39 protein-coding genes are annotated in these 25,126 nt (G+C 61.9%); 6 read left to right on the top strand and 33 right to left on the bottom strand.

Annotation, left to right across the window (positions count from 1 at the left end; genetic code table 11):
• Nucleotides 1–61 precede the first annotated feature (61 nt).
• Nucleotides 62–931 carry a thioredoxin gene (gene trxA / locus RND78_RS25150; RefSeq protein WP_312732685.1) on the top strand — a complete coding sequence of 290 codons (870 nt, stop codon included), beginning with the start codon at nt 62–64 and terminating at the stop codon, nt 929–931.
• Nucleotides 932–1,056: 125 nt separating this feature from the next.
• Here the strand turns inward: trxA and RND78_RS25145 are convergent, their stop codons facing one another.
• A complete protein-coding gene (locus tag RND78_RS25145; protein ID WP_059232137.1) occupies nt 1,057–1,410 on the bottom strand; it encodes a hypothetical protein in 354 nt (117 codons plus the stop codon).
• 122 nt (nt 1,411–1,532) lie between these two features.
• Between RND78_RS25145 and RND78_RS25140 the strand changes: the two genes are divergently transcribed.
• The 5 genes from RND78_RS25140 to RND78_RS25120 all read left to right on the top strand — a co-directional run bounded on the left by RND78_RS25140 (nt 1,533) and on the right by RND78_RS25120 (nt 5,349).
• Nucleotides 1,533–2,084 carry a DUF2796 domain-containing protein gene (locus tag RND78_RS25140; RefSeq protein WP_312732684.1) on the top strand — a complete coding sequence of 184 codons (552 nt, stop codon included), beginning with the start codon at nt 1,533–1,535 and terminating at the stop codon, nt 2,082–2,084.
• Nucleotides 2,085–2,091: 7 nt separating this feature from the next.
• Nucleotides 2,092–2,799 (top strand): ABC transporter ATP-binding protein, encoded by a 708-nt coding sequence (locus RND78_RS25135; RefSeq protein ID WP_312732683.1) that lies wholly within the window; start codon nt 2,092–2,094, stop codon nt 2,797–2,799.
• Nucleotide 2,800: 1 nt separating this feature from the next.
• Nucleotides 2,801–4,054 carry an ABC transporter permease gene (locus RND78_RS25130; RefSeq protein WP_312732682.1) on the top strand — a complete coding sequence of 418 codons (1,254 nt, stop codon included), beginning with the start codon at nt 2,801–2,803 and terminating at the stop codon, nt 4,052–4,054.
• Nucleotides 4,055–4,067: 13 nt separating this feature from the next.
• Nucleotides 4,068–4,562, top strand: a complete 495-nt coding sequence (locus tag RND78_RS25125) for a DUF3299 domain-containing protein (protein WP_312732681.1) — start codon at nt 4,068–4,070, stop codon at nt 4,560–4,562.
• Nucleotides 4,563–4,659: 97 nt separating this feature from the next.
• On the top strand, nt 4,660–5,349 hold the full coding sequence (locus RND78_RS25120; protein WP_312732680.1) for an OmpW family outer membrane protein: 690 nt from the start codon (nt 4,660–4,662) through the stop codon (nt 5,347–5,349).
• Nucleotides 5,350–5,394: 45 nt separating this feature from the next.
• On the opposite strand, the gene RND78_RS25115 is transcribed toward RND78_RS25120, so the two are convergent.
• The 32 genes from RND78_RS25115 to rpsJ all read right to left on the bottom strand — a co-directional run bounded on the left by RND78_RS25115 (nt 5,395) and on the right by rpsJ (nt 24,965).
• Nucleotides 5,395–6,324, bottom strand: coding sequence for an NAD-dependent epimerase/dehydratase family protein (locus RND78_RS25115; RefSeq protein WP_312732679.1), 930 nt, complete (start codon nt 6,322–6,324; stop codon nt 5,395–5,397).
• Nucleotides 6,317–7,216 carry a sugar nucleotide-binding protein gene (locus tag RND78_RS25110; protein ID WP_312732678.1) on the bottom strand — a complete coding sequence of 300 codons (900 nt, stop codon included), beginning with the start codon at nt 7,214–7,216 and terminating at the stop codon, nt 6,317–6,319. Before RND78_RS25110 ends, RND78_RS25115 begins: the two co-directional genes overlap by 8 nt.
• 87 nt (nt 7,217–7,303) lie before the next feature.
• Complete coding sequence (gene yccS, locus RND78_RS25105) at nt 7,304–9,493, bottom strand: YccS family putative transporter (RefSeq protein ID WP_312732677.1); 2,190 nt, start codon at nt 9,491–9,493, stop codon at nt 7,304–7,306.
• 160 nt (nt 9,494–9,653) lie between these two features.
• Nucleotides 9,654–11,111 (bottom strand): catalase, encoded by a 1,458-nt coding sequence (locus tag RND78_RS25100; RefSeq protein ID WP_312732676.1) that lies wholly within the window; start codon nt 11,109–11,111, stop codon nt 9,654–9,656.
• Between the two features lie 193 nt (nt 11,112–11,304).
• The gene (rplQ, locus tag RND78_RS25095) at nt 11,305–11,694 is read right to left on the bottom strand and encodes a 50S ribosomal protein L17 (RefSeq protein WP_007161227.1); all 390 of its coding nucleotides are present in this window, start codon (nt 11,692–11,694) and stop codon (nt 11,305–11,307) included.
• 44 nt (nt 11,695–11,738) lie between these two features.
• Nucleotides 11,739–12,740 carry a DNA-directed RNA polymerase subunit alpha gene (locus RND78_RS25090; protein WP_058760890.1) on the bottom strand — a complete coding sequence of 334 codons (1,002 nt, stop codon included), beginning with the start codon at nt 12,738–12,740 and terminating at the stop codon, nt 11,739–11,741.
• 22 nt (nt 12,741–12,762) lie between these two features.
• Nucleotides 12,763–13,383, bottom strand: coding sequence for a 30S ribosomal protein S4 (gene rpsD / locus RND78_RS25085; protein ID WP_059232147.1), 621 nt, complete (start codon nt 13,381–13,383; stop codon nt 12,763–12,765).
• Nucleotides 13,384–13,399: 16 nt separating this feature from the next.
• Nucleotides 13,400–13,789 (bottom strand): 30S ribosomal protein S11, encoded by a 390-nt coding sequence (gene rpsK / locus RND78_RS25080; RefSeq protein WP_003281811.1) that lies wholly within the window; start codon nt 13,787–13,789, stop codon nt 13,400–13,402.
• Between the two features lie 30 nt (nt 13,790–13,819).
• Complete coding sequence (gene rpsM, locus RND78_RS25075) at nt 13,820–14,176, bottom strand: 30S ribosomal protein S13 (RefSeq protein WP_017640288.1); 357 nt, start codon at nt 14,174–14,176, stop codon at nt 13,820–13,822.
• Nucleotides 14,177–14,306: 130 nt separating this feature from the next.
• Complete coding sequence (gene rpmJ, locus RND78_RS25070; RefSeq protein WP_002555468.1) at nt 14,307–14,423, bottom strand: 50S ribosomal protein L36; 117 nt, start codon at nt 14,421–14,423, stop codon at nt 14,307–14,309.
• Nucleotides 14,424–14,453: 30 nt separating this feature from the next.
• Nucleotides 14,454–15,785 (bottom strand): preprotein translocase subunit SecY, encoded by a 1,332-nt coding sequence (secY, locus tag RND78_RS25065; RefSeq protein WP_059232149.1) that lies wholly within the window; start codon nt 15,783–15,785, stop codon nt 14,454–14,456.
• Nucleotides 15,786–16,220, bottom strand: a complete 435-nt coding sequence (rplO, locus tag RND78_RS25060; RefSeq protein ID WP_312732675.1) for a 50S ribosomal protein L15 — start codon at nt 16,218–16,220, stop codon at nt 15,786–15,788.
• Between the two features lie 3 nt (nt 16,221–16,223).
• Nucleotides 16,224–16,406 carry a 50S ribosomal protein L30 gene (gene rpmD, locus RND78_RS25055; RefSeq protein WP_007161233.1) on the bottom strand — a complete coding sequence of 61 codons (183 nt, stop codon included), beginning with the start codon at nt 16,404–16,406 and terminating at the stop codon, nt 16,224–16,226.
• Between the two features lie 2 nt (nt 16,407–16,408).
• Nucleotides 16,409–16,909 (bottom strand): 30S ribosomal protein S5, encoded by a 501-nt coding sequence (rpsE, locus tag RND78_RS25050; RefSeq protein WP_007161234.1) that lies wholly within the window; start codon nt 16,907–16,909, stop codon nt 16,409–16,411.
• Nucleotides 16,910–16,912: 3 nt separating this feature from the next.
• Nucleotides 16,913–17,263 (bottom strand): 50S ribosomal protein L18, encoded by a 351-nt coding sequence (gene rplR, locus RND78_RS25045; protein WP_007161235.1) that lies wholly within the window; start codon nt 17,261–17,263, stop codon nt 16,913–16,915.
• Nucleotides 17,264–17,273: 10 nt separating this feature from the next.
• Nucleotides 17,274–17,807: a 50S ribosomal protein L6 gene (gene rplF, locus RND78_RS25040; RefSeq protein ID WP_017640286.1), complete on the bottom strand. Its 534-nt coding sequence runs from the start codon at nt 17,805–17,807 to the stop codon at nt 17,274–17,276.
• Nucleotides 17,808–17,818: 11 nt separating this feature from the next.
• Entirely contained in the window at nt 17,819–18,211 is a 393-nt protein-coding gene (gene rpsH / locus RND78_RS25035; RefSeq protein ID WP_017640285.1) for a 30S ribosomal protein S8, read from the bottom strand.
• A 162-nt stretch (nt 18,212–18,373) separates the two neighbouring features.
• Nucleotides 18,374–18,679, bottom strand: a complete 306-nt coding sequence (gene rpsN, locus RND78_RS25030; RefSeq protein WP_017640284.1) for a 30S ribosomal protein S14 — start codon at nt 18,677–18,679, stop codon at nt 18,374–18,376.
• A 13-nt stretch (nt 18,680–18,692) separates the two neighbouring features.
• Entirely contained in the window at nt 18,693–19,232 is a 540-nt protein-coding gene (gene rplE, locus RND78_RS25025; RefSeq protein WP_007161239.1) for a 50S ribosomal protein L5, read from the bottom strand.
• Nucleotides 19,233–19,251: 19 nt separating this feature from the next.
• The gene (gene rplX, locus RND78_RS25020) at nt 19,252–19,566 is read right to left on the bottom strand and encodes a 50S ribosomal protein L24 (protein ID WP_017640283.1); all 315 of its coding nucleotides are present in this window, start codon (nt 19,564–19,566) and stop codon (nt 19,252–19,254) included.
• 12 nt (nt 19,567–19,578) lie between these two features.
• The gene (gene rplN / locus RND78_RS25015; protein WP_007161241.1) at nt 19,579–19,947 is read right to left on the bottom strand and encodes a 50S ribosomal protein L14; all 369 of its coding nucleotides are present in this window, start codon (nt 19,945–19,947) and stop codon (nt 19,579–19,581) included.
• 12 nt (nt 19,948–19,959) lie between these two features.
• Nucleotides 19,960–20,226, bottom strand: coding sequence for a 30S ribosomal protein S17 (gene rpsQ, locus RND78_RS25010; protein ID WP_007161242.1), 267 nt, complete (start codon nt 20,224–20,226; stop codon nt 19,960–19,962).
• Between the two features lie 2 nt (nt 20,227–20,228).
• A complete protein-coding gene (gene rpmC, locus RND78_RS25005; RefSeq protein ID WP_007161243.1) occupies nt 20,229–20,420 on the bottom strand; it encodes a 50S ribosomal protein L29 in 192 nt (63 codons plus the stop codon).
• Nucleotides 20,420–20,833 carry a 50S ribosomal protein L16 gene (rplP, locus tag RND78_RS25000; RefSeq protein WP_017640282.1) on the bottom strand — a complete coding sequence of 138 codons (414 nt, stop codon included), beginning with the start codon at nt 20,831–20,833 and terminating at the stop codon, nt 20,420–20,422. The genes rpmC and rplP overlap by 1 nt, the downstream gene beginning before the upstream one ends.
• Nucleotides 20,834–20,845: 12 nt before the next feature.
• Entirely contained in the window at nt 20,846–21,535 is a 690-nt protein-coding gene (rpsC, locus tag RND78_RS24995; RefSeq protein ID WP_007161245.1) for a 30S ribosomal protein S3, read from the bottom strand.
• 13 nt (nt 21,536–21,548) lie between these two features.
• Nucleotides 21,549–21,881 carry a 50S ribosomal protein L22 gene (gene rplV / locus RND78_RS24990; protein WP_007161246.1) on the bottom strand — a complete coding sequence of 111 codons (333 nt, stop codon included), beginning with the start codon at nt 21,879–21,881 and terminating at the stop codon, nt 21,549–21,551.
• Nucleotides 21,882–21,893: 12 nt separating this feature from the next.
• The gene (rpsS, locus tag RND78_RS24985; RefSeq protein ID WP_007161247.1) at nt 21,894–22,169 is read right to left on the bottom strand and encodes a 30S ribosomal protein S19; all 276 of its coding nucleotides are present in this window, start codon (nt 22,167–22,169) and stop codon (nt 21,894–21,896) included.
• 18 nt (nt 22,170–22,187) lie between these two features.
• Nucleotides 22,188–23,009 carry a 50S ribosomal protein L2 gene (rplB, locus tag RND78_RS24980; RefSeq protein WP_059232154.1) on the bottom strand — a complete coding sequence of 274 codons (822 nt, stop codon included), beginning with the start codon at nt 23,007–23,009 and terminating at the stop codon, nt 22,188–22,190.
• A 12-nt stretch (nt 23,010–23,021) separates the two neighbouring features.
• Entirely contained in the window at nt 23,022–23,321 is a 300-nt protein-coding gene (rplW, locus tag RND78_RS24975; protein WP_007161249.1) for a 50S ribosomal protein L23, read from the bottom strand.
• The gene (gene rplD / locus RND78_RS24970; protein WP_017640279.1) at nt 23,318–23,920 is read right to left on the bottom strand and encodes a 50S ribosomal protein L4; all 603 of its coding nucleotides are present in this window, start codon (nt 23,918–23,920) and stop codon (nt 23,318–23,320) included. The genes rplW and rplD overlap by 4 nt, the downstream gene beginning before the upstream one ends.
• 13 nt (nt 23,921–23,933) lie before the next feature.
• Nucleotides 23,934–24,569, bottom strand: coding sequence for a 50S ribosomal protein L3 (gene rplC, locus RND78_RS24965; RefSeq protein ID WP_007161251.1), 636 nt, complete (start codon nt 24,567–24,569; stop codon nt 23,934–23,936).
• Nucleotides 24,570–24,653: 84 nt separating this feature from the next.
• On the bottom strand, nt 24,654–24,965 hold the full coding sequence (rpsJ, locus tag RND78_RS24960; RefSeq protein WP_003243886.1) for a 30S ribosomal protein S10: 312 nt from the start codon (nt 24,963–24,965) through the stop codon (nt 24,654–24,656).
• Between the last annotated feature and the right edge of the window lie 161 nt (nt 24,966–25,126).

Here is a 25,126-nt window from a genome sequence, read left to right as displayed (position 1 = left end):
TGCCTTGTTTCCAAGCCCGGCGCCCCCACCTATAGTGCATCTTTCGTTTGCCGAGTCCGCCATGAGCCAGGTCCCCTACATTTTCGACGCCACCCTCGATACCTTCCAGCAACAGGTCATCGATGCCTCCTTCACTACCCCGGTACTGGTGGACTTCTGGGCGGAGTGGTGCGCGCCCTGCAAGGTGCTGATGCCGCTGCTGGCCAAGATCACCGAGTCCTACGGCGGCGCCCTGCACCTGGCCAAGGTCAACTGCGACATCGAGCAGGAACTGGTGATGAGATTCGGCATCCGCAGCCTGCCCACCGTGGTGCTGTTCAAGGACGGCCAGCCGGTGGACGGCTTCGCCGGCGCCCAGCCTGAATCGGCCATCCGTGCCCTGCTCGAACCCCATGTCCAGGCACTGCCGCCGGCCGAGGAAGACCCGCTGGAGGCGGCCCAGGCGCTGTTCGCCGAGGGTCGTTTCGCCGAAGCCGAGGCGCTGCTCAAGGCCCTCCTGGAAGAAGACAACAGCAATGCCCTGGCGCTGATCCTCTATGCCCGCTGCCTGGCCGAGCGCGGTGAACTGGACGATGCCCAGGCGGTGCTGGATGCGGTCAAGGGCGACGAGCACAAACAAGCCCTGGCCGGAGCCCGCGCCCAGCTGACCTTCCTGCGCCAGGCCGCCAGCCTGCCCGAGGTCGCCGACCTCAAGAGCCGCCTGGCCCGCGATGCCGGCGACGACGAAGCCGCCTACCAGCTGGCCGTGCAGCAACTTGCTCGCCAGCAATACGAGCCGGCACTGGATGGTCTGCTGGAACTGTTCCGCCGCAATCGCGGCTACGGCGACGACCTGCCGCGCAAGACCCTGGTGCAGGTCTTCGACCTGCTGGGCAACGACCACCCGCTGGTCGCCACCTACCGCCGCCGGCTGTACCAAGCGCTGTACTAGACGCGCACCGATAAAGGCTGCCTCGTGCTGGACGCAGCCTTATCCACAGCGGGACCTCACCCGCCGCGGTGGACATTGCGTAGCGTGGAAAACCGCACAGCGTTTTCCACTGCCCACCAACCAGATCACCCCTGCCAGATATAGAACTGCGCCTCCCCCACCCGCTCCATGCGCACCTGCGGGCTATGCCGCAGTCGTACCAGCAACTGCTTGGCCACACCGAGATTGCCGGTCAGCTTCTCCAACGCCACGAGGATGTCCGGCCCGCTCAACCGCCCGGCTGAGCTGAGCAACTTCACCACCTGATCCCACAGCATGTCGCCACCCGATTTGGGGCCGCTGGGGGTCGCGGCGGCCATGGCAGCTACGGGTGCCTCCGCTGGGCGCAGGGCTGCGGCCAGGCGCTGCCAGTCGGCGTCATCCAGCTCCACCGTCAAATCCACGGGCTGGCTGCCGATGGTTCCGCGAATGCGTACCATGGTGTTCTCCTCGTCTTACGAAGGCCCATGCTCCCACAGCCACCGGCCGACGCCAAACCGAGGTTGCGGCGCGCAAAAGCTACAACATAACATAGCGCCTTCTCGCTCACTGGAAGCCTCCCATGCGCCTGCCCCTGTTGACCCTCTGCCTCGCTGCCGCGCTCGCGCAACCCGCCTTCGCCCACGGCAACCAGGATGACCACGACGAGCATGAGCACGGCTCACTCGGCGCCCATGTGCATGGGGAATCCCACCTCGATATGGCCCAGACCGACACTGGTCTGGAATTACAGTGGCGCAGTCCGGCGGCCGACCTGGTGGGTTTCGAGCACGCCCCGCGCAGCCAGGCGGAAAAGGACGCCGTCGCCGCCCTCCGGCAGAGCCTGGAAAACCCCCAGGCGCTGGTGAAGCTGCCGGCCGCGGCTGAGTGCAAACTGGCCGAAGCCACGGCGGTCAGCCCCCTGTTCGCCGCGGATGCCAAGGCGAGCGGCCATCTGGACGTGGAAGCCAGCATGAGCTTCAACTGCAGCAAGCCGACCGCCCTCGACAGCCTGGATCTCTCCGGCTGGTTCGCTCGCTTCCCCAACAGCCACAGCGTGGAGGTCCAGGCCATCGTCGCCAGCGGCCAAAAAGGCGCCGAGCTGACGGCCAAGCAACCGCAGCTGAAGTGGTAAGGCGATCTTGACCACGGCTGCCCTGGTCGAGATCGAGAATCTCGGCTTCGCCTGGCCCGGCCAGGCGGAATGCCTGGACATCCGGCGCTTCTCACTGGCGCGGGGCGAGACGCTGTTTCTCGAAGGCCCCTCGGGCAGCGGCAAGACCACCCTGCTCGGCCTGCTTGGGGGCGTGCAGCGTCCCACCCGCGGCCAGGTACGGTTGCTCGGCCAGGATCTCGGACAGCTTTCCACCGCCCGGCGCGATCGTTTTCGCGTCGACCACTCGGGCTTTCTCTTCCAGCAATTCAATCTGCTACCCTTTCTCTCGGTGCTGGACAACGTTCTGCTGCCCTGCCAGTTCTCGGCCCTGCGCCGCGAACGCGCCAGCACGCGCCATGGTGATCCGCAGCGCGCCGCGCTCACCCTGCTCCACGCCCTGGGGCTGAGCGATCCCAGCCTGCCTGGGCGCCCGGCTCGCGAGCTATCCATCGGCCAGCAGCAGCGGGTTGCCGCCGCCCGCGCCCTGATCGGCCAGCCGGAACTGGTGATCGCCGACGAGCCCACCTCGGCGCTGGACAGCGATCACCGCGATGCCTTCCTGCACCTGCTGTTCGCCGAGTGCGCTGCCGCCGGTGCGGGCCTGTTGTTCGTCAGCCACGACCGCAGCCTGGCCGGGCGCTTCGACCGCCACCTGCCCCTGGCCCAGCTCAACGCCGTCCGGCCGGAGACCTAGGATGCCCCTCCTGCAACTGGCCTGGGCCAGCCTGCGCAATCGCCGCGCCACCGCCCTGCTCACCGTCTTCACCATCGCCGTCTCGGTCGCCCTGCTGCTGGGTGTCGAACGCCTGCGCAGCGAGGCCAAGGCCAGCTTCGCCAGCACCATCGCCGGCACCGACCTGGTGGTGGGCGCGCGCTCCGGTGCGGTCAATCTGCTGCTCTACTCGGTGTTCCGCATTGGCAACGCCACCAACAACATCCGCTGGGACAGTTACGAAAAACTCGCCGCCGATCCGCGCGTGGCCTGGACCATCCCGCTGTCCCTGGGCGACTCCCACCGCGGCTACCGGGTACTGGGCACCGACGGCAACTACTTCGCCCACTATCACTATGGTCGCAACCAACCGCTGCGCCTGGCCCAGGGCCGGCCCTTCAACGACGTCTTCGAGGTGGTGCTGGGTGCCGAGGTAGCCAAGGCGCTGCACTATCGGCTGGGCGACAAGCTCGTGCTGGCCCATGGCGTCGCCACCATCAGCCTGACCGAACACAGCGACCATCCCTTTACCGTGGTTGGCATCCTCGCCCCCACCGGTACCCCGGTCGACCGCACCCTGCACATCCCGCTCACCGGCATGAGCGCCCTGCACCTGGATTGGCGCGGCGGCATGCCCGGCCCGTCCCTCAGCGACGCCGAGGTGCGCCAGCGCGATCTCACGCCCAAGGACCTCACCGCCGCTCTGGTCGGCCTCAAGAGCCGAGTGGCCACCTTCGCCCTCCAACGCGCGATCAATGACTACAGCGGTGAACCGCTGATGGCCATCCTGCCCGGCGTGGCCCTGCAGGAACTCTGGGGCCTGCTCGGCACCGCGGAGCAGGCACTGCTGGTGATGTCGCTGTGCGTGGTGCTCACCGGCCTGGTCGGCATGCTGACCGCGCTGCTCGCCAGCCTCAACGAGCGGCGACGGGAGATGGCCATCCTGCGCTCGGTCGGCGCCCAGCCACGCCACCTGTTCGGCCTGCTGCTGGCCGAGGCCCTCGCCCTCACCCTGGCTGGCTGCCTGGGCGGTCTGGCCTTGCTCTACGGCGCCATCGCCATTGGTCGGCCCTGGCTGCTGGCGGAATACGGCCTGGCATTGCCGCTGGACTGGCCCTCGCTCTACGATGGGCAACTGCTCGGCGGTATCCTGCTCGCGGCGCTGGTGCTCGGCTGCATTCCGGCCTGGCGCGGCTGTCGCCAGGCCCTCACGGACGGGTTTTCCGTGCGTTTGTAGACGAGGCCCCACCATGCGCCTGGCGCTCCTGCTGTTGCTCTGCTGGCTGTCCTGGGCCCAGGCCGAACCCCGCCAACTCGCTTGGCGCGAACTGGTGCCCGCCGATGCGCCGCGTTTCAACCCGGGCAGCATCGACCACGGCCTGGGCGAAGACGGCCCGGCCGCCAGTCAGCCCTGGCCGGACGCCCCCACGGTGGCCGCGCTGGACGGCCAGGAGGTGCGCCTGCCCGGCTACGTGGTGCCGCTGATGGTCACCGAAGAAGGCGAGGTCACCGAATTCCTGCTGGTCCCCTATTACGGCGCCTGCATCCACGTACCACCGCCGCCCGGCAACCAGATCGTCTACGTCAAGGGTAGCCACGATCTCTGGCTGTCCAAGCTGCACCTGCCCTACTGGGTAGAAGGCCGTCTCGGCGTGGGCACCCAGCGCAGCGAGGTGGCCGTCGCCGGCTACTGGCTGCAGGCCCAGCGTATCCTCCCCTACATCCTCAAGGGCGACGGTTCCTGAGGGGATCTGCCCCACGCTTGAGCGAGATCAAGAGTTCGGCGTTTCGGCTTCGCTAGGCTGCTCCCAGCCATTTTTCAATGCCTTCGGAGCCCCCGCCATGCGTCCCCTCTTCCGTCTCAGCCTGCTCGCCCTCATCCTGGCCGCCCCCCTCGCGCAGGCCCACCAGGCCGGCGATATCATCCTGCGCGCCGGCGCCATCACCGTGGATCCCCACGAGCGCAGCTCCGACGTCAAGATCGATAGGGGCGCTCTGAGCGGCGCCAATCTCGGCGGCAAGGCGACCATGGACAGTGACACCCAGCTGGGCCTGAACGTCGCCTACATGCTCACCGACCACCTGGGTATCGAACTGCTGGCGGCCACCCCCTTCGAGCACCAGGTCAACATCAAGGGCACCGGGCTGGACGCCGCCAACGGCAAGCTGGGCAGCCTCAAGCACCTGCCGCCGACCCTGAGCCTGGTCTACTATCCGCTGGATGCCAAGGCGACGATCCAGCCCTATGTCGGCGCCGGCCTGAACTACACCTGGATCTATGACGAGCACGTCGGCAGCGGCGCCAGCGCCGCCGGCTTCGACAACTTCCGCGCCGACAACTCCTGGGGCTGGGCGGCTCAGGTGGGCGCCGACGTCATGCTCACCGACCGGGTGATGCTCAACGCCCAGGTCCGCTACATCGACATCTCCACCACCGCCCACGTCGATAACACTGCCCTGGGCGCCCGTGCGAAGGTCGATCTGGACGTGGACCCCTGGGTCTACATGGTCGGCCTGGGCTATCGCTTCTAGTCTCGCCCAGAAACGAAGACCGGCGCCTCTGGGCGCCGGTCTTGTTCAGTCTCCCAGCAGGGCCGCCAGGCCCGAGCCCATGCTCGTGGGTCGGCTGAAGTCGAAGCGCTCGCGCAGCCGGCTGTTATCCGCCTTCGAGTGGCGGATGTCCCCCGAGCGCGCCGCGCCATGGGTCACCTGCGGCAAACCGCCGAGCACCTGACCGATCTCGGCCAGCAGACCGTTCAGGCTGATGGTCTCGCCACGGCCCACGTTCACCGCACCGGCGGCTACCTCGGGCGCCTCCAGCGCCTGCAACAGGATGTCCACCAGATCGGCCACGTAGACGAAATCACGGGTCTGCTCGCCATCGCCGAACACCGTGATCGGCGTCTGGCGCCGCGCCCGCTCGGTGAAGATGCTGATCACTCCCGAATAGGGCGACGATGGATCCTGGCGCGGACCGTAGATGTTGAAGAAACGGAAGATCGCCGGCTCCAGGCCGTGCTGGCGGCGATAGAAATCGAAGTAATACTCACCGGCCAGCTTGTCCGCCGCATAGGGCGTCAGCGGCGCCTTGGGCAACTCCTCGTCGATGGCCTGGCCCTGGCCGTTGGCGCCATAGACCGCCGCGCTGGAAGCGTAGACCACTCGCTTGATCCCAGCCTTGCGCATGGCCTCGCACAGATTCAGGGTGCCGATGAAGTTGGCCCTGTGGGTACCCACAGGATCCTCCACCGACGCCTGCACCGACGCCACCGCGGCCAGGTGCACCACCGCCGCGCAGCCCGCTACCGCAGCTTCCAGTTTCGCGGCATCGGCCACGTCGCCCACCCGTAGCTCGATACGCTCATCGTTCAGCGGTAGATTTTCACGCTTGCCGGTACTCAGGTCGTCCAGTACCCGCACGCGTTTGCCCCGCGCCAGCAGCGCATCGGCCAAGTGCGAGCCGATGAAACCGGCCCCACCCGTGATCAAAATGGGCGCATCACTCATCGAAACCTACCTCGTCCTGCCGAAAGCCCTGCAACAGCGCCGGCAGCTCCTGCTGCCAGCGCCGTGCCTTGATCCCGAAGGTGTTGAGCAGCTTGCGACTGATCAGCACCCCGTGTTGTGGCTCTTCCGCGGCATCGGCGCGCTCCAGGTGTGCCACCTCCTGCCATTCGCAACGCACCGGCCGGTCGAACTCCTGCCAGAGCATGGCGACCGTCTCGGCCAACCCTAGCTCCGACACCGCTTCCTGGGCGCCATAATGGTAGGTCCCCCATAGCGGCGCCCCGCAGTCGAGCTGCTTGACGACGGCCAGCAGCACCCGGGCAGCATCGCCCACGGTGGTCGGGTTACCCCGCCGGTCGCTGGCCAGAGGCACGACCTGCTCGGTCGTCATCTGGCCCAGCAGGCGGCCCAGGCGCCCGTCGCGCGAATCATCCAGCACCCAGCCCAGGCGCAGCAGGATGTGCATCGGGCACAACGCCCGTACCAGCTGCTCGACCCGCCAAAGTGCCTCGCCGCGCGCCCCAGGAGATCGCGGAAGATCCTTTTCACTATAGCCGGCCACGCGCGAACCATCGAAAAGTCGATAGCTGGAGGGTTGGATCAGGGGAATCTGGTAGTGCTGGCAGAGACCGGCCAGCCGCTGCACGGCCAGCGCCTGGCGTTGCATCACCGCCGGCGCGAAGGCCTCCGCCTGCAACCAGTCGTGATAATAGGCGAGATTGATCACCGCCCCCGGCCGCACCTGATCCAGGGCCTCGGTCAGCTCGGCGGCGTACCAGCCCTCGGCCGGTGCCGCGGGAGCGATGAAATCGATGCCGGCTTCGGCACCGGCGGTCAGTAGCGCCTTGCCCAGGGCGCTTTCCCCGCCCACTACTAGAAGACGCATACGCATGAGTTGGAACAGCCTTCAGACCAGCAGAAACAGACGTCGAGACATTCGACGCACATCGATCAACATAGCGCGTCGCGGCAGCCTTGCTCAAGCATCGGCGGTCCCCGCCGCCGGCTCTTCGCGAGTTTGTTCGCGCAACGTATGGTTGGCGGCACTCTTGAGATTAGGTAGCAGGCGGCAGATCAGCGCCAACTGGGTGCACACCAGCCGGTAGCCATCGTCATTCCCATCCGCCGCGGCTTCCAGTTCGTCGGCCAGGCTGTTTTCCTCCTCGGCCGTCGGCGCCAGGCTGCGCCGCTCCGCCACCGCAGCGGCAATGGCCTCCATGCCCTCGGCGATCCGGGTGACGGCACGTTCCACCAGGGCATCGTGCTCGGTCGCCTCCAGTTGGCGCCGATGCGCGCCGAGGGCCGACAGATAGCCCAGCAGGGTGTTGGACAGCGCCAGGTAGCGGAAGCCCGCCTCCAGGTTGCGGCGGAAGTGTCCGGGATCGCGCAGCATGTTGGCCAGGGCGGCGGACAGGGTGGCATCGGCATTGTGCGCATTGCGCCGCGCCACCCGATAGTCGAGGTCATCGCGCTTGCCGGTGCGGTACTGGTCGTGCAGGCGCCGCAGGTACAGCGCATTGGTACGCAGGGTGTTGGCCATCACCAGGTGCAGGCGGCGTCCCTGCCAGTCCGGCAGGATGAAGAACACCGCCAGTACCGCGATCAGGCAGCCGAGCAGCGTATCGATCAGCCGCGGCCAGATCAGCATGAAGCCATTGCCCACCTGGTTGAAGCAGAACAGCACCATCAGGGTGATGGCCGCGGTGGCTATGGTGTAGCGATCCGTTCGGGTGACGAAGAATACCAGTCCGCCCACCAGGGCCAGCAGCAACTGGATCTCCGGCTGGGTGAACAGCTCCAGCAAGGCGCTGCCCAGCAGCAGCCCGATCACCGTGCCGACGATCCGCTGCACCAGCCGCACCCGCGTGGCTCCGTACTGCGGTCGACAGACGAACACCGTGGTGAGCAGGATCCAGTAGCCGTTCACCGGATGGATCAGATGCAGCACGCCATAGCCGGCCATCAGCGCCAGCGCCATCCGTAATCCATGGCGAAACAGCAGCGAGGTGGGCGTGAGCTGCAGGCGGATGCGCTGGAACACCTCGCGCAGGGAGCGCGCCGAGGGATCGAGCAGGCTGGTATCGAGATCCGCCGCACCGGAGTCGCTGGTGCCGGCCTCGGAGAACTGCCGCTCCAGGGTCGAAAGGTTATGGCCGAGCAGGTCCAGGGAGCGCAACAGGCCCCGCCAGCGCGGATTCTGTTGCTGCTTGAGGTACTCCAGCGACGCCTGCAGGTCGGTCAGGCCCTGCTGGCTTTGCTGTCCGTACTCGAAGGGTTGGCCGAGCCTGATCGCCTCGCCCAGGTTGAAACAGGCGGCGGCCTGCAACTTGAGCAGGCGCTGGCAGCGAAACAGGATGTCACTGTGGAAGAAGGCTTCGGTGAGCGCGCTATAGGGATAATGCGAGGAGCTGGCGCGCTCATGGATGTCCTGCGCCATGAAATACAGCCGGAAGTAGCGCCCCGACCGCGCCCCGGGTCGTCCCGAGCGGCCGAAACGGCTGAGGATGGTCGCCTTGGCCTGGTTCAGCGCCTGCACCACCTTGCCATTCTGCTGCGCCAGCAGCACGCGCCGCTGATGCAGGTCGACCCCACGCACCGGTTCGAGCATCTCGGCCTTGAGCTTCAGGAAGATGCCCAGCTCGCCATAGAGCGCGAACAGACTCTGACGTACCGGCTGATGGGCAAACAGCGCGCACCAGAGCACCGACAGCATACCGTACCACAGGGCCCCGGCCAGCAGATGCACAGGTTCGTACCAGAGGGGCATCTGGGTACCGAGGCGCTGATCCACCCCGATCATGGCGTAGATCGACAGGATGACCGTAGCCTGGGCGATCGACGCATAGCGCTCGCCAATAGCCCCCAGCATGGTCAGGCTGAAGGTGGCCAGGCCCAGGCCCAGCGCGAAGATCCAGGGATAGGGAAACAGCAGCTCCACGGCAAAGGCGGCCACCGCGAAGCACAGCAGCGTCACCACCAGCGACTTCAGACGTCCCAGCCAGCTGTCGTCGGTCTCCGCCAGGGCACTGGCGATGATGCCGAGAAACACCGGTGACAGCGCCCGCAGATCGTCAAGCGACCAGCAGACGGCCATGGCGCCACTCAAGGCGATGAAGACTCGCACACCGTAGCTGGCCTTCTCGTGCGCCCACAGCTGGCGCAAAGACATTCCAAACAGAGTCATGACGGAAGAGGTAGCCTCGTGTTTTCGCGCTTGTTGCGAACCTTAGCACTGCGACGTCGCCAGAGGCGTCCGAGACAGCCTTTCCGCCACTTTTTTAACCGGCGAAAAAAAGCCCGGCATCCGCCAGGCTTTTTCCGCCCTCTCGTCAGGCTACTTCGCTGGGATCTATCCCCAGACCCTTGGCGACACTCATACCGTAGGCGGGATCAGCCTTGAGGAAGTGACCGATCTGTCGCAGCTGGACGTCACGAGTCACCGAACCCATGGCCCCGACGATGTTGTCGATCAGCAACGCCTGCTGGTCCGCGTTCATCAGCCGGAACAGCGCACCGGCCTGGCTGTAGTAATCCTCATCCTCGCGGTGATCATAGCGATCCGCCGGACCGGCGAAGTTCAGCGCCGGCTCGCGATACTGCGGTGCCTGCTTGGGCGTATGAGCATAGCTGTTCGGCTCGTAGTTGGGCTGCGAACCGCCATTGCCGTCGAAGCGCATGGCACCGTCACGCTGGTTGTTGGCATAGGGGCAACGCGGCGCGTTGACCGGCAGCTGCTGGTAGTTGGTCCCCACTCGATAACGCTGGGCATCGGCATAGGCGAACACCCGCCCCTGCAGCATGCGATCCGGCGACAGACCAATGCCCGGCACTACGTTGCTCGGCGCGAAAGACGCCTGCTCCACCTCGGCGAAGTAGTTCTGCGGATTGCGATTGAGCTCCAGTACGCCCACCTCCTGCAGCGGATAGTCCTGCTGCGACCACACCTTGGTCACGTCGAAGGGATTCTCCACGCGACTAGCCGCTTCCTGCTCGCTCATCACCTGGATGCACAGGGTCCAACGCGGAAATTCGCCGCGCTCGATGGCCTGGAACAGGTCGCGCTGGCTGTAGTCCGGATCGGTACCAGCGAGGCGGGCGGCGTCGGCCGGCGCGAGGTTTTTGATGCCCTGCTGGCTCTTGAAGTGAAACTTCACGAAGTGCCGCTCGCCCTGGGTGTTGATCAGGCTGAAGGTGTGACTGCCGAAGCCATGCATGAAGCGATAGCCGTCGGGGATACCGCGATCGGAGAACAGGATGGTCACCTGGTGCAGCGACTCCGGCGAGAGCGACCAGAAGTCCCACATCATCTGCGGACTCTTGAGGTTGCTCCAAGGATCGCGCTTCTGGGTATGGATGAAGTCCGGGAACTTGAGCGGATCGCGGATAAAGAACACCGGGGTGTTGTTGCCGACGATGTCCCAGTTGCCTTCCTCGGTATAGAACTTCAAGGCGAAACCCCGGGGATCGCGCTCGGTGTCGGCCGAGCCCCGCTCACCGCCTACGGTGGAAAAACGCAGGATGGTCTCGGTCTGCTTGCCCACGCTGGCGAACAACTTGGCGCTGGTCAGGTGGGTAATGTCCCGGGTCACGGTAAAGGTGCCGTAGGCAGCGGAGCCCTTGGCATGCACCCTACGCTCGGGAATAACCTCACGATTGAAGTGCGCCAGCTTTTCGATCAGATGGAAGTCGTCGAGCATCAGCGGACCGCGCAGGCCGGCGGTGCGGGAATTCTGGTTGTCGGCTACCGGAATGCCGCTGGCGGTGGTGAGGATCTTGGTATCTGTCACAGGCTGTCTCCCTTTGAATAGCGCTTGCTGATCGCGTGGGAGAAGTATCGCCAAGGCAATACTTTAGGACTAATTTATTGATCCTAGCATCCTGATAGAAAATCCAAGTCGACGGATCCTGCCTGCAGCTCCAGTCAAACGCCAGACATGAAAAAGCCGAGCAAGAGCCCGGCTTTTTCTAGAACAGCGCTACTTATTCAGCAGCTTGTTCAACGGTACCACCAACCGGACGATCGATCAGCTCGACGTACGCCATGGGCGCATTGTCGCCAGCGCGGAAACCGCACTTGAGGATACGCAGGTAGCCACCCGGACGGTTGGCGTAGCGCTTGCCCAGATCGTTGAACAGCTTGCCAACGGCAGCTTTCGAACGAGTACGGTCGAAAGCCAGGCGGCGGTTGGCGACGCTGTCTTCCTTGGCCAGGGTGATCAGCGGCTCGGCAACGCGGCGCAGTTCCTTGGCTTTCGGCAGGGTAGTTTTGATCAGCTCGTGCTCGAACAGCGACACAGCCATGTTCTGGAACATGGCCTTGCGGTGTGCGCTCGTGCGGCTCAGATGACGACCACTTTTACGATGACGCATGATTGAAATTCCTTCCCAAACTAACGTTCGGTGAACAATGACGATCAGGCAGTAGCCTTGTCGTCCTTCTTAAGGCTTGCAGGGGGCCAGTTGTCCAGGCGCATACCGAGCGACAGACCACGCGAGGCCAAGACGTCCTTGATTTCGGTCAGGGACTTCTTACCCAGGTTCGGGGTCTTGAGCAGCTCCACTTCGGTACGCTGAATCAGGTCACCGATGTAGTAGATGTTCTCCGCCTTGAGGCAGTTGGCCGAACGAACGGTCAGTTCCAGGTCGTCCACCGGACGCAGCAGGATCGGATCGATCTCGTCTTCCTGTTCAACCACGACCGGCTCGCTGTCGCCCTTGAGGTCGACGAACGCAGCCAGTTGCTGTTGCAGGATGGTGGCAGCACGGCGGATGGCTTCTTCCGGGTCCAGAGTACCGTTGGTTTCCAGATCAAGCACGAGCTTGTCCAGGTTGGTACGCTGCTCGACCCGAGCGTTTTCCACCACGTACGCCACGCGACGAACCGGGCTGAACGAAGCATCGAGCTGCAGACGACCGATGGCACGGGTTTCGTCTTCTTCGCTCTGACGCGCATCGGCGGGCTCATAGCCACGACCGCGCGCGATTTTCAGCTTCATGTTCAGCGAGCCGTTGTCCGCCAGGTGAGCGATAACGTGATCGCCGTTGACGATCTCGACATCGTGATCGACCTGAATGTCGGAGGCCAGAACTGGCCCCTGACCTTTCTTGCTCAGGCTCAGGGTGACTTCGTCACGGCCGTGCAACTTGATGGCCAGGCCCTTGAGGTTGAGCAGGATCTCGATCACGTCTTCCTGCACGCCTTCGATGGCGCTGTATTCGTGCAGGACTCCGTCGATCTCTGCTTCGACTACCGCGCAGCCAGGCATGGAGGACAACAGGATACGCCGCAGCGCGTTGCCCAAGGTATGGCCGAAACCACGCTCGAGGGGCTCGAGGGTGATCTTGGCACGGGTCTGACTAACCGCCTGCACATCGATATGGCGGGGGGTCAGGAACTCATTTACCGAACTCTGCATGGATGCACCTACTTTCTAGCCCTTACTTGGAGTAGAGCTCGACAATCAGGTTTTCGTTGATGTCGGCGGAGAGATCACCACGGGCCGGCACGCTCTTGAAGGTGCCTTCCTTTTTCTCGGTGCTCACTTCGACCCACTCAACCCGGCCACGCTGGCCGCACAGCTCGAGAGCTTGAGCGATACGCAGCTGGTTCTTGGCCTTTTCACGGACCGCGACGACGTCGCCGACCTTGACCTGATAGGAGGGAATGTTGACGGTCTGACCGTTGACGGTGATCGACTTGTGGGAGACCAGCTGGCGCGATTCGGCGCGAGTGGCACCAAAGCCCATGCGATACACCACGTTGTCCAGACGGCATTCGAGCAGCTGCAGCAGGTTCTCACCGGTTGCGCCCTTGCGACGGGCAGCTTCCTGGTAGTAACCGGCGAACTGACGCTCGAGCACGCCATAGATACGGCGGACTTTCTGCTTTTCACGCAGCTGCAGACCGTAGTCGGACAGACGACCGCGACGCTGACCATGCTGGCCAGGAACGGTTTCCAGCTTGCACTTCGAGTCGAGGGCACGGGAGCCGCTCTTCAGGAAGAGGTCAGTGCCTTCGCGGCGGGACAGTTTGCACTTGGGACCAATGTAACGAGCCATTTCTCACTGTCTCCTATTACACGCGACGCTTCTTCGGCGGACGGCACCCGTTATGCGGGATAGGCGTCACGTCGGTGATGCTGGCGATCTTGTAACCACAGGCATTCAGGGCGCGAACAGCGGACTCACGGCCGGGGCCGGGACCTTTGACGTTCACGTCCAGGTTCTTCAGACCATATTCCAAAGCGGCTTGGCCGGCACGTTCAGCTGCAATCTGGGCAGCGAACGGGGTGCTCTTACGGGAGCCACGGAAGCCGGAGCCACCGGAGGTCGCCCAGGACAGAGCATTGCCCTGACGATCGGTGATGGTCACGATGGTGTTGTTGAAAGACGCGTGGATATGGGCGATGCCATCAACCACTGTCTTTTTGACTTTCTTACGAGGACGAGCAGCAGGTTTTGCCATGACTAGATTCCTGTCGATTCGCGGATGCGATTACTTGCGGATCGGCTTGCGCGGGCCCTTGCGGGTACGGGCATTGGTCTTGGTGCGCTGACCACGGACCGGCAGACCACGGCGGTGACGCAGACCGCGGTAGCAACCCAGATCCATCAGGCGCTTGATGTTCATGTTGATTTCGCGGCGCAGGTCACCCTCGGTAAGGATTTTGGCGACCTCGTTACGCAGCTGATCGACCTGCTCGTCGCTCAGTTCTTTGATCTTGGCGGTCGGCTGGATGCCAGTGGCCGCGCAGATCTTCTGAGAGGTGGTGCGACCGACACCATAGATGTAGGTCAGCGAGATAACAGTATGCTTGTTATCTGGAATGTTGACGCCTGCAATACGGGCCATTCAGAAAAACTCCAATTGACAGCTACCGACGCCCCGGAAGCCAAGAAAAGGGCGCGCGATATTAACGCTGTAGGAACAAATGATCAACCCGGCAGCACACTAGCTGCCGGGTTAGACGCGTGATTCACACTCAGCCTTGGCGCTGCTTGTGACGCGGTTCAGCGCTGCAGATCACGCGTACGACGCCTTCGCGGCGAATGATCTTGCAGTTACGGCACAGCTTCTTGACCGATGCACGAACTTTCATGACAACTCCTCTAACCTTACGGGTAACGGATCAGCGCATCATGCCGCCGCCGTAGCCCTTCAGGTTGGCTTTCTTCATCAGGGACTCGTATTGGTGAGATACGAGATGGGACTGGACCTGGGACATGAAGTCCATGACCACTACCACCACGATCAGCAACGAGGTCCCACCGAGATAGAACGGCACGTTCGCCGCGACCACCAGGAACTGGGGCAACAAGCACACCGCCGTCATGTACAGGGCACCGAACATGGTCAGCCGGGTCAGCACGCCATCGATGTAGCGCGCAGACTGCTCACCTGGACGAATACCCGGAATGAACGCTCCGGATTTCTTCAGGTTCTCGGCCACGTCCTTGGGATTGAACATCAGCGCTGTATAGAAGAAGCAGAAGAAAATGATCCCTGCACTAAACAGCAAGATGTTCAGCGGCTGACCAGGAGCGATGGCCTGAGCCACGTCCTGCAACCAACCGAGACCTTCGGACTGACCGAACCACGAACCGAGCGATGCCGGGAACAGCAGAATGCTGCTGGCGAAGATCGCCGGAATGACCCCAGCCATATTCACCTTGAGCGGCAGATGGCTGTTCTGCGCAGCGAAGACCTTGCGACCTTGCTGACGCTTGGCGTAGTGCACCGCAATGCGACGCTGACCACGCTCGATGAACACCACGAAGGCGATGATGGCCACAGCCACCACACCCACCATGATCAGCGCGAAGATGTTGATATCGCCCTGCCGTGCCGACTCGAAGGACTGGCCGATGGCGCGAGGCAAGCCCGCGACGATGCCGGCGAAGATCAGCATCGAGATGCCGTTGCCGATACCGCGCTCGGTGATCTGCTCACCGAGCCACATCATGAACAGCGCACCGGCGACGAACGTGGTGACAGCGACGAAATAGAAGCTGAAGCCCACGCTGAACGCGACACCCTGACTGGCAAGTCCTACCGACATCCCGGTGGCCTGAACAAGCGCCAGAACCAGCGTGCCGTAACGGGTGTACTGGCTGATCTTGCGACGACCAGACTCACCCTCTTTCTTCAATTGCTCCAGCTGTGGGCTGATCGCGGTAAGCAGCTGCATGATGATCGACGCCGAGATGTACGGCATGATCCCCAGTGCAAAGATACTCATCCGCTCCAGCGCACCGCCGGAGAACATGTTGAAGAGGCTAAGAATGGTCCCCTCGTTCTGCCTGAACAGTGCGGCCAGCTGATCGGGATTGATACCCGGAACAGGGATGTGCGCACCAATCCTGTAGACGATGATCGCCAAAAACAGGAATCGGAGGCGGGTCCACAGCTCGGACATACCACCGCTCTTGCTGAGCGCAGAGAGAGCACCTTGCTTAGCCATTTATTCCTCGATCTTGCCGCCAGCTGCTTCGATGGCCGCACGTGCACCCTTGGTGGCACCAATGCCCTTCAGGATGACGGCACGAGTAACGTCGCCGGACAGCACAACCTTGACACGCTTGATGTCGCGGCTGATCACGTTGGCGTCTTTCAGTGCCTGCAGATCAACTACGTCGACGTCAACCTTGGCCAGCTCGGAGGTACGAACCTCGGCGCGATCCAGGGCCTTCAGCGATACGAAGCCGAACTTGGGCAGACGGCGGTGCAGCGGCTGCTGGCCGCCCTCGAAGCCCGGGGCAACCTTGCCGCCGGAGCGGGAGGTCAGACCCTTGTGGCCGCGACCACCGGTCTTGCCCAGGCCGCTACCGATACCACGACCGGGACGCAGCTTCTCGCGACGAGCGCCGGGAGCAGAACGCAGATCATTCAATTTCATGACTTAACCCTCCACACGCAGAAGGTAATAGGCCTTGTTGATCATGCCGCGATTTTCAGGAGTGTCCTGAACCTCGACGGTGTGACCGATGCGACGCAGGCCGAGACCCTTGACGCAAGCCTTGTGATTGGCCAGACGGCCGTGGACGCTCTTGATCAGCGTGACCTTGACGGTTGCGTTAGCCATGATCAGAGAATCTCCTCGACGCTCTTGCCACGCTTGGCGGCAACAGCTTCCGGTGCCTGCATGTGCTTGAGACCTTCGAAGGTCGCGTACACCACGTTTACCGGGTTGGTGGAGCCGTAGCACTTGGCCAGGACGTTCTGCACACCAGCGACTTCCAGGACGGCGCGCATGGCACCACCGGCGATGATGCCGGTACCGTCGGAAGCGGGCTGCATGTACACCTTGGAGGCGCCATGGGCGGCCTTGACCGGGTACTGCAGGGTGGTGCCGTTCAGATCCACCTGGATCATGTTGCGGCGAGCAGCTTCCATAGCTTTCTGGATGGCGGCAGGCACTTCACGGGCCTTGCCACGGCCGAAGCCAACGCGGCCTTTGCCATCGCCAACCACGGTCAGAGCGGTGAAGGCGAAGATACGGCCGCCTTTCACGGTTTTGGCTACGCGGTTAACTTGAACCAGCTTCTCGATATAGCCTTCGTCGCGCTTTTGATCGTTATTTGCCATGACTTAGAACTCCAGCCCGCCTTCACGAGCAGCGTCGGCCAGCGCTTTGACGCGACCATGGTACTTGAAGCCAGAACGATCAAAGGCCACCTGGGTAACGCCAGCGGCCTTGGCACGCTCGGCGACCAGCAGACCAACTTTCTTGGCCGCCTCGACGTTGCTGGTAGCGCTTTCGCGCAGTTCTTTGTCCAGCGTAGAAGCGCTGGCCAGGACCTTGCTGCCGTCGGCCGCGATGACCTGGGCATAGATGTGCTGGGAAGAGCGGTACACGCACAGACGGACCACTTCCAGCTCGCGCATCTTCAGGCGAGCCTTGCGAGCGCGACGCAGTCGGGTTTCTTTCTTGACGGTCATTTGCTATGCCCTACTTTTTCTTGGCTTCTTTACGGTGGACGACTTCGTCGGCATACCGTACACCCTTGCCCTTGTAAGGCTCCGGCGGACGGAAACCACGAATCTCAGCCGCAACCTGGCCGACCAGCTGCTTGTCGATACCCTTGATCAGGATTTCGGTCTGGTTGGGGGTTTCTGCGGTGATGCCTTGCGGCAGGTCGTAGTCCACGGGGTGAGAGAAGCCCAGAGCGAGGTTCAGCACCTGACCTTTGGCCTGGGCCTTGTAGCCCACACCGACCAGTTGCAGCTTGCGCTCGAAGCCCTGGCTGACGCCGACCACCATGTTGTTGACCAGGGCACGGGTAGTGCCGGCCATCGCACGGGTCTGCTGATCGCCATTGCGAGCAGCAAAACGCAGCTCACCGGACTCTTGAGTGACTTCAACGGACGGATGGACCTTCAGTTCCAGAGCGCCCTTGGCACCCTTGATCGAAAGAGCCTGACCGGCCAGATTAACTTCGACGCCTGCAGGCAGTCTTACAGGGTTTTTAGCAACGCGAGACATGCTGATTCCCCTTAGAAGACTGTGCAGAGCACTTCGCCGCCAACACCAGCAGCACGGGCCGCACGATCAGTCATCACACCTTTGTTGGTGGAAACGATCGACACGCCCAGACCGCCACGCACTTTCGGCAGCTGGTCAACGGCTTTGTACTGGCGCAGACCGGGACGGCTGCTACGCTTCAGCTCTTCGATGACAGGCTTGCCTTCGAAGTACTTCAGCTCGATGGACAGCGACGGCTTGGATTCCGCGCTGACCTGAAAATCCGCGATGTAACCTTCGTCCTTGAGGACTTTGGCAACGGCAGCCTTCAGCTTGGAAGAAGGCATGCTCACAACGGCCTTTTCAGCCATCTGGGCATTACGGATACGAGTTAGCATGTCTGCTAACGGGTCCTGCATACTCATGGGCTATTAGCTCCTAATACAGAAATTGAGCCTACCGGCTCTCAAAATCACCCCTCGGCAATAGGCCGATTCGGGCGAGCCGAGCATTCTAGAGATCGGCCTGAAACGAATCAAGCCCCAAAAGGGGCTTGATTCAATTACCGCGATGAAAGGCGCTAGCTGTTACCAGCTGGCCTTCACCAGGCCGGGCACGTCACCGCGCATGGCTGCTTCACGCAGCTTGATGCGGGACAGACCGAACTTGCGGTACACGCCGTGCGGACGACCGGTCAGGCGGCAGCGGTTACGCATGCGGCTGGCGCTGGCGTCACGGGGCTGCTTCTGCAGGGCGACCTGGGCATTCCAACGGTCCTCGGGGGACGCGTTGACATTACCGATGGTCGCCTTCAGTTCGGCGCGCTTCTTGGCGTACTTGGCAACCGTCTGCTGACGCTTCAGCTCGCGGTTAATCATGCTTTGCTTAGCCATCTGAAGACCTCAATCAGTTACGGAACGGGAAGTTGAACGCACGCAGCAGCGCACGGCCTTCCTCGTCGGTACGAGCGGTGGTGGTCAGGGTGATGTCCATACCACGCAGCGCATCGATCTTGTCGTAATCGATTTCCGGGAAGATGATCTGCTCCTTCACGCCCATGCTGTAGTTGCCACGACCATCGAAGGACTTGGCATTCAGGCCGCGGAAGTCACGTACGCGCGGCAGGGAGATGGACAGCAGACGATCCAGGAATTCATACATGCGATCGCTACGCAGGGTCACCTTGACGCCGATCGGCCAGCCTTCGCGAATCTTGAAGCCAGCAATGGAATTGCGGGCATAAGTCACGACCGGCTTTTGACCAGCGATCTTTTCCAGGTCAGCTACAGCGTTGTCGATGATCTTCTTGTCACCGACCGCTTCGCCCAGACCCATGTTCAAGGTGATCTTGGTGATGCGCGGAACTTCCATCACGTTACCCAGCTGAAGCTGCTCTTTCAGCTTGGGCGCGATTTCCTTCCGATAAATCTCTTTCAATCGAGCCATGGTGATCTACCTAGCAGCTTCAGGCCTGGACCGCTTTTTGGGTCGACTTGAAGATACGAATCTTCTTGCCGTCTTCGACTTTGAAACCAACGCGGTCAGCCTTGTTGGTCTCGGAGTTGAAAATGGCAACGTTGGAGACATGCAGAGGGGCTTCTTTCTCTACGATGCCACCCTGAACACCCAGCATGGGGTTGGGCTTGGTGTGGCGCTTGATCAGGTTTACCCCACCAACGACCAGACGGTCATCGGCGAGCACCTTCAGCACCTTGCCACGCTTGCCCTTGTCCTTGCCGGCAATGACGATTACCTCGTCGTCACGACGAATCTTTTGCATGTCGGCTACTCCTTACAGCACTTCGGGGGCAAGGGAGACGATCTTCATGAACTTCTCGGAGCGAAGTTCACGGGTCACCGGCCCAAAGATACGGGTGCCAATCGGCTCTTGCTTGTTGTTCAGCAGAACCGCGGCGTTGCCGTCGAAGCGGATGATGGAACCGTCGGTGCGGCGGACGCCGTGCTTGGTACGCACGACGACTGCAGTCATCACCTGACCTTTCTTCACCTTGCCGCGCGGAATTGCTTCCTTGACGGTGACTTTGATGATGTCGCCGATGCCGGCGTAACGGCGGTGGGAACCGCCGAGCACCTTGATGCACATCACGCGACGAGCGCCGCTGTTGTCGGCGACGTCAAGCATGGATTGAGTCTGGATCATGGCTCTCTACCCTTATACCTGAACGGCGCGCTCGACGACGTCAACCAGGGTCCACGCCTTGGTCTTGGCCAGGGGGCGGGTTTCGCGAATGGTGACCAGGTCACCAATGCGGCACTGATTGGTTTCGTCGTGGGCGTGCAGTTTGGTGGAACGCTTCACGTATTTACCGTAGATCGGGTGCTTGACGCGACGCTCGATCAGTACGGTGACGGTTTTGTCCATCTTGTCGCTGACCACTCGGCCGGTCAGCGTACGGACAGTTTTTTCAGCTTCAGCCATGATCACTTACCTGCTTGCTGGTTCAGCACAGTCTTGACGCGAGCGATGTCGCGCTTCACTTGCGAGAGCATGTGAGACTGACCCAACTGGCCAGTTGCCTTCTGCATACGCAGATTGAACTGGTCACGCAGCAGGTTGAGAAGCTGCTCGTTCAGCTCCTCTACGGATTTCTCACGCAAATCTTTCGCTTTCATCACATCACCGTCCGCTTAACAAAGGAGGTTTCGAGCGGAAGCTTGGCAGCGGCCAGGGCGAATGCCTGACGCGCCAGATCCTCGGAAACACCCTCGATCTCGTACAGGACCTTGCCCGGCTGGATCTGGGCTACCCAGTACTCGACACTACCCTTACCTTTACCCATCCGCACTTCGAGAGGCTTCTTGGTGACAGGCTTGTCAGGGAAGACGCGGATCCAGATCTTGCCGCCACGCTTCACGTGACGGGTCAGCGCACGACGTGCGGATTCGATCTGGCGAGCGGTCAGACGGCCACGGCCGACAGCCTTCAGCGCGTACTCGCCGAAGCTGACCTTGCTACCACGATGAGCCAGACCACGGTTGTGGCCGGTCATCTGCTTGCGGAATTTTGTACGCTTGGGTTGCAGCATGTTGCGTACTCCTTACTTAGCAGCAGCTTTTTTGCGCGGAGCCGGGGCGACGGGCTTCAGTTCTTCCTGGCGGCCACCAATGACCTCACCTTTGAAGATCCAAACCTTCACACCGATCACACCGTAGGTGGTGTGGGCTTCCGCAGTGGCGTAGTCGATATCGGCACGCAGGGTGTGCAGGGGCACACGACCTTCGCGATACCACTCGGTACGGGCGATTTCAGCACCGCCCAGACGACCGCTCACCTGAATCTTGATGCCTTTGGCACCAATGCGGATCGCGTTCTGCACGGCGCGCTTCATGGCGCGACGGAACATCACACGACGCTCAAGCTGCTGCGCAACGCTCTGCGCAACCAGGGCACCGTCGAGCTCCGGCTTGCGGATCTCTTCGATGTTGATGTGCACGGGCACACCCATTCTTGCGGTCAGGTCCTGACGCAGCTTCTCGACATCCTCACCCTTCTTGCCGATCACGATACCGGGACGGGCGGTGTGGATGGTGATGCGTGCGGTTTGAGCCGGACGATGAATATCGATACGGCTTACGGACGCGCTTTTTAGTTTGTCCTGGAGATACTCACGAACCTTCAGGTCGGCCAGCAGATAGTCCGCATAAGTGCGCTTATCCGCGTACCAGACCGAGGTGTGCTCCTTGACGATGCCCAGGCGAATGCCATTGGGATGTACTTTCTGACCCATCTGATCGACTCCGTTACTTGTCCGCAACCTTGACCGTGATATGGCAAGACCGCTTCACGATGCGATCAGCACGACCTTTGGCACGCGGCATGATGCGCTTGAGCGAACGACCTTCGTTTACGAAGACAGTGGAAACCTTCAGGTCATCCACGTCGGCGCCTTCATTGTGCTCGGCGTTGGCCACGGCCGACTCGAGCACCTTCTTCATGATTTCAGCGGCTTTCTTGCTGCTGAAAGTCAACAGATTGAGCGCTTCGCCCACCTTCTTCCCGCGGATCTGGTCGGCGACCAAGCGGGCTTTCTGGGCGGAGATACGAGCGCCCGACAGCTTAGCGGCTACTTCCATCTTCCTTACCCCTTAACGCTTGGCTTTCTTGTCAGCCGCATGACCGCGATAGGTGCGGGTAGCAGCGAACTCGCCGAGTTTGTGGCCGACCATGTCTTCGTTCACCAGAACGGGGACATGTTGACGACCGTTGTGCACAGCGATGGTCAGGCCGACCATTTGCGGCAGGATCATCGAACGACGCGACCAGGTCTTGATCGGTTTGCGTTCGTTCTTTTCCACCGCGACTTCGATCTTCTTCAACAGGTGAAGATCGATAAAAGGACCTTTCTTCAGAGAACGGGGCACAGTCGAATCCTCTACTGATTACTTGCCGCGACGGACAATCATCTTGTCGGTACGCTTGTTGGAGCGCGTCTTGAGACCCTTGGTCTTGACGCCCCATGGCGAAACCGGATGACGGCCACCGGAAGTACGACCCTCACCACCACCATGCGGGTGATCAACCGGGTTCATGGCAACACCACGAACGGTCGGACGCACACCACGCCAGCGAGTGGCACCGGCCTTACCCAGCGAACGCAGGCTGTGCTCGCCGTTGGACACTTCACCCAGGGTAGCGCGGCACTCGGACAGCACCTTGCGCATTTCACCGCTGCGCAGACGCACGGTGACGTAGGCGCCTTCACGGGCGACCAACTGAGCGGAGGTACCAGCGGAACGAGCGATCTGAGCACCTTTGCCAGGCTTCAGCTCGATACCGTGGATGGTGCTACCGACCGGTACGTTACGCAGCGGGAGGTTGTTGCCGGCCTTGATGGGAGCGCCAGCGCCGGACATGAGCTGATCACCAGCAGCAACACCCTTGGGGGCGATGATGTAGCGACGCTCGCCATCGGCGTACTTCAGCAGAGCGATGTGCGCGGTACGGTTCGGATCGTATTCGATACGCTCAACGACGGCAGGGATGCCATCCTTGTTGCGCCGGAAATCGACCAGACGGTAGTGCTGCTTGTGACCACCGCCGATGTGGCGAGTGGTGATACGACCGTTGTTGTTACGGCCGCCGGACTTGCTCTTCTTCTCCAGCAAAGGAGCATAAGGAGCGCCCTTGTGCAGATCAGCGTTGACCACCTTGACCACAAAGCGGCGGCCAGCGGAGGTCGGCTTGCATTTTACGATTGCCATGATGCCCCCTGATTACTCGGCGCTGCTGGAAAAGTCGAGATCCTGGCCCGGCTGGAGCGCGATGTACGCTTTTTTCCAGTCGTTACGCTTGCCCAGACCACGAGCGGTGCGCTTGGTCTTGCCCTGGACGTTCAGGGTGCTGACGCTGCGAACCTTGACCTCGAACAGTTGCTCGACGGCCTTCTTGATTTCCAGCTTGGTTGCATCGGTGGCAACCTTGAATACGAACTGCTTCTGGCTGTCCGCCAGCATGGTGGCCTTCTCGGAGATGTGCGGGCCAAGCAGCACTTTGAATACGCGTTCCTGGTTCATGCCAGCAGCTCCTCGAATTTCTTCACGGCGGACACAGTGACCAGCACCTTGTCGTAGGCGATCAGGCTGACCGGGTCGGAACCCTGGACATCACGCACGTCGACGAAAGGCAGGTTGCGGGCGGCCAGATACAGGTTCTGGTCGACAGCGTCGGTCACGATCAGCACGTCGCTCAGGCCCAGGCCGTCCAGCTTGCTGACCAGGGTCTTGGTCTTGGGCGCGTCGACGGCGAAGTCGTCAACTACGACCAGACGGTCCAGACGGACCAGCTCGGCGAGGATGGAGCGCAGTGCAGCGCGGTACATCTTCTTGTTCAGCTTCTGGCTGTGATCCTGGGGCTTGGCTGCGAAAGCCACGCCACCGGAACGCCAGATGGGGCTGCGGATGGTACCGGCACGGGCACGACCGCTGCCCTTCTGACGCCAGGGCTTCTTACCGCCGCCACGGACTTCGGAACGGGTCTTCTGGGCACGGGTGCCCTGACGACCGCCAGCCATGTAGGCCACGACTGCCTGGTGGACCAGGGTCTCGTTGAATTCACCGCCGAAGGTGTGCTCGGAGACTTCGATAGCTTGAGAGCCATTCACATTGAGTTGCATGTTCTCTCTCCTCTCAACCACGGGCCTTGACAGCGGGACGCACGATCACGTCACCACCCGGCGCGCCGGGGACGGCACCCTTGACCAGCAGCAGGTTGCGTTCGGCGTCTACACGCACGACTTCCAGCGACTGAACGGTTACACGCTCCGCACCCAGGTGACCGGACATTTTCTTGCCCTTGAACACACGACCAGGAGTCTGGCACTGGCCGATGGAACCAGGTGCACGGTGGGAAACGGAGTTACCGTGGGTGTTGTCCTGACCACGGAAGTTCCAGCGCTTGATGGTACCGGCGTAGCCCTTACCTTTGGACTGACCAGTGACATCAACCATCTGACCGGCTTCGAACAGGGCTACAGTGACTTCGTCACCGGCCTTGTATTCACCGTCTTCCAGGCGGAATTCGAGGACGCTACGACCAGCAGCGACGCTGGCCTTGGCGAAGTGACCGGCTTGCGCCTTGGTCACGCGGGAAGCACGACGCTCGCCCACGGTTACCTGAATGGCACGGTAGCCATCGGTTTCTTCGCTCTTGAATTGGGTTACGCGATTCGGCTCGATCTCAATGACCGTAACCGGAACGGAAACGCCTTCTTCGGTGAAAACGCGGGTCATACCGCATTTACGACCGACTAAACCAATCGTCATGTTGAGAACCTCTTGAGTGTACGGGGCTTTCACCCGCTATGGCCGCCCATTTCAGAGCGTTACACGACCGAAACCTTGACGGTCTCAGCCGAGGCTGATTTGCACTTCAACGCCAGCGGCGAGATCGAGCTTCATCAGCGCATCGACGGTCTTGTCGGTGGGCTGAACGATGTCGAGCACACGCTTGTGGGTACGAATTTCGTACTGGTCACGAGCATCCTTGTTGACGTGCGGAGAAATCAGCACTGTGTAACGTTCCTTGCGGGTAGGCAGAGGAATCGGACCACGCACCTGAGCACCAGTACGTTTCGCGGTTTCCACGATTTCCTGGGTGGATTGATCGATCAGGCGATGATCAAAAGCCTTCAACCGAATACGGATTTGTTGATTTTGCATTTGACCTCAGACTCCAAGCTTTCCCCTCGGGCAAAAAGGTGCCCGATTAAAGGAGGCGCAATTCTAAGGATGTCGCTCGCGCCTGTCAAGAACGCCTCTTTTGCCATCTGTCAATTTCGCGAGGCAAGAAAAAAGGCCCCGAAGGGCCTTTTTTCCGTTTC

Source organism: Pseudomonas oryzihabitans, from assembly GCF_032027545.1.
Classification (GTDB): Bacteria; Pseudomonadota; Gammaproteobacteria; order Pseudomonadales; family Pseudomonadaceae; genus Chryseomonas; species Chryseomonas oryzihabitans_F.
Note: the sequence above shows the minus strand (reverse complement) of the source record. Positions and strands in the feature narration are given on the sequence as shown.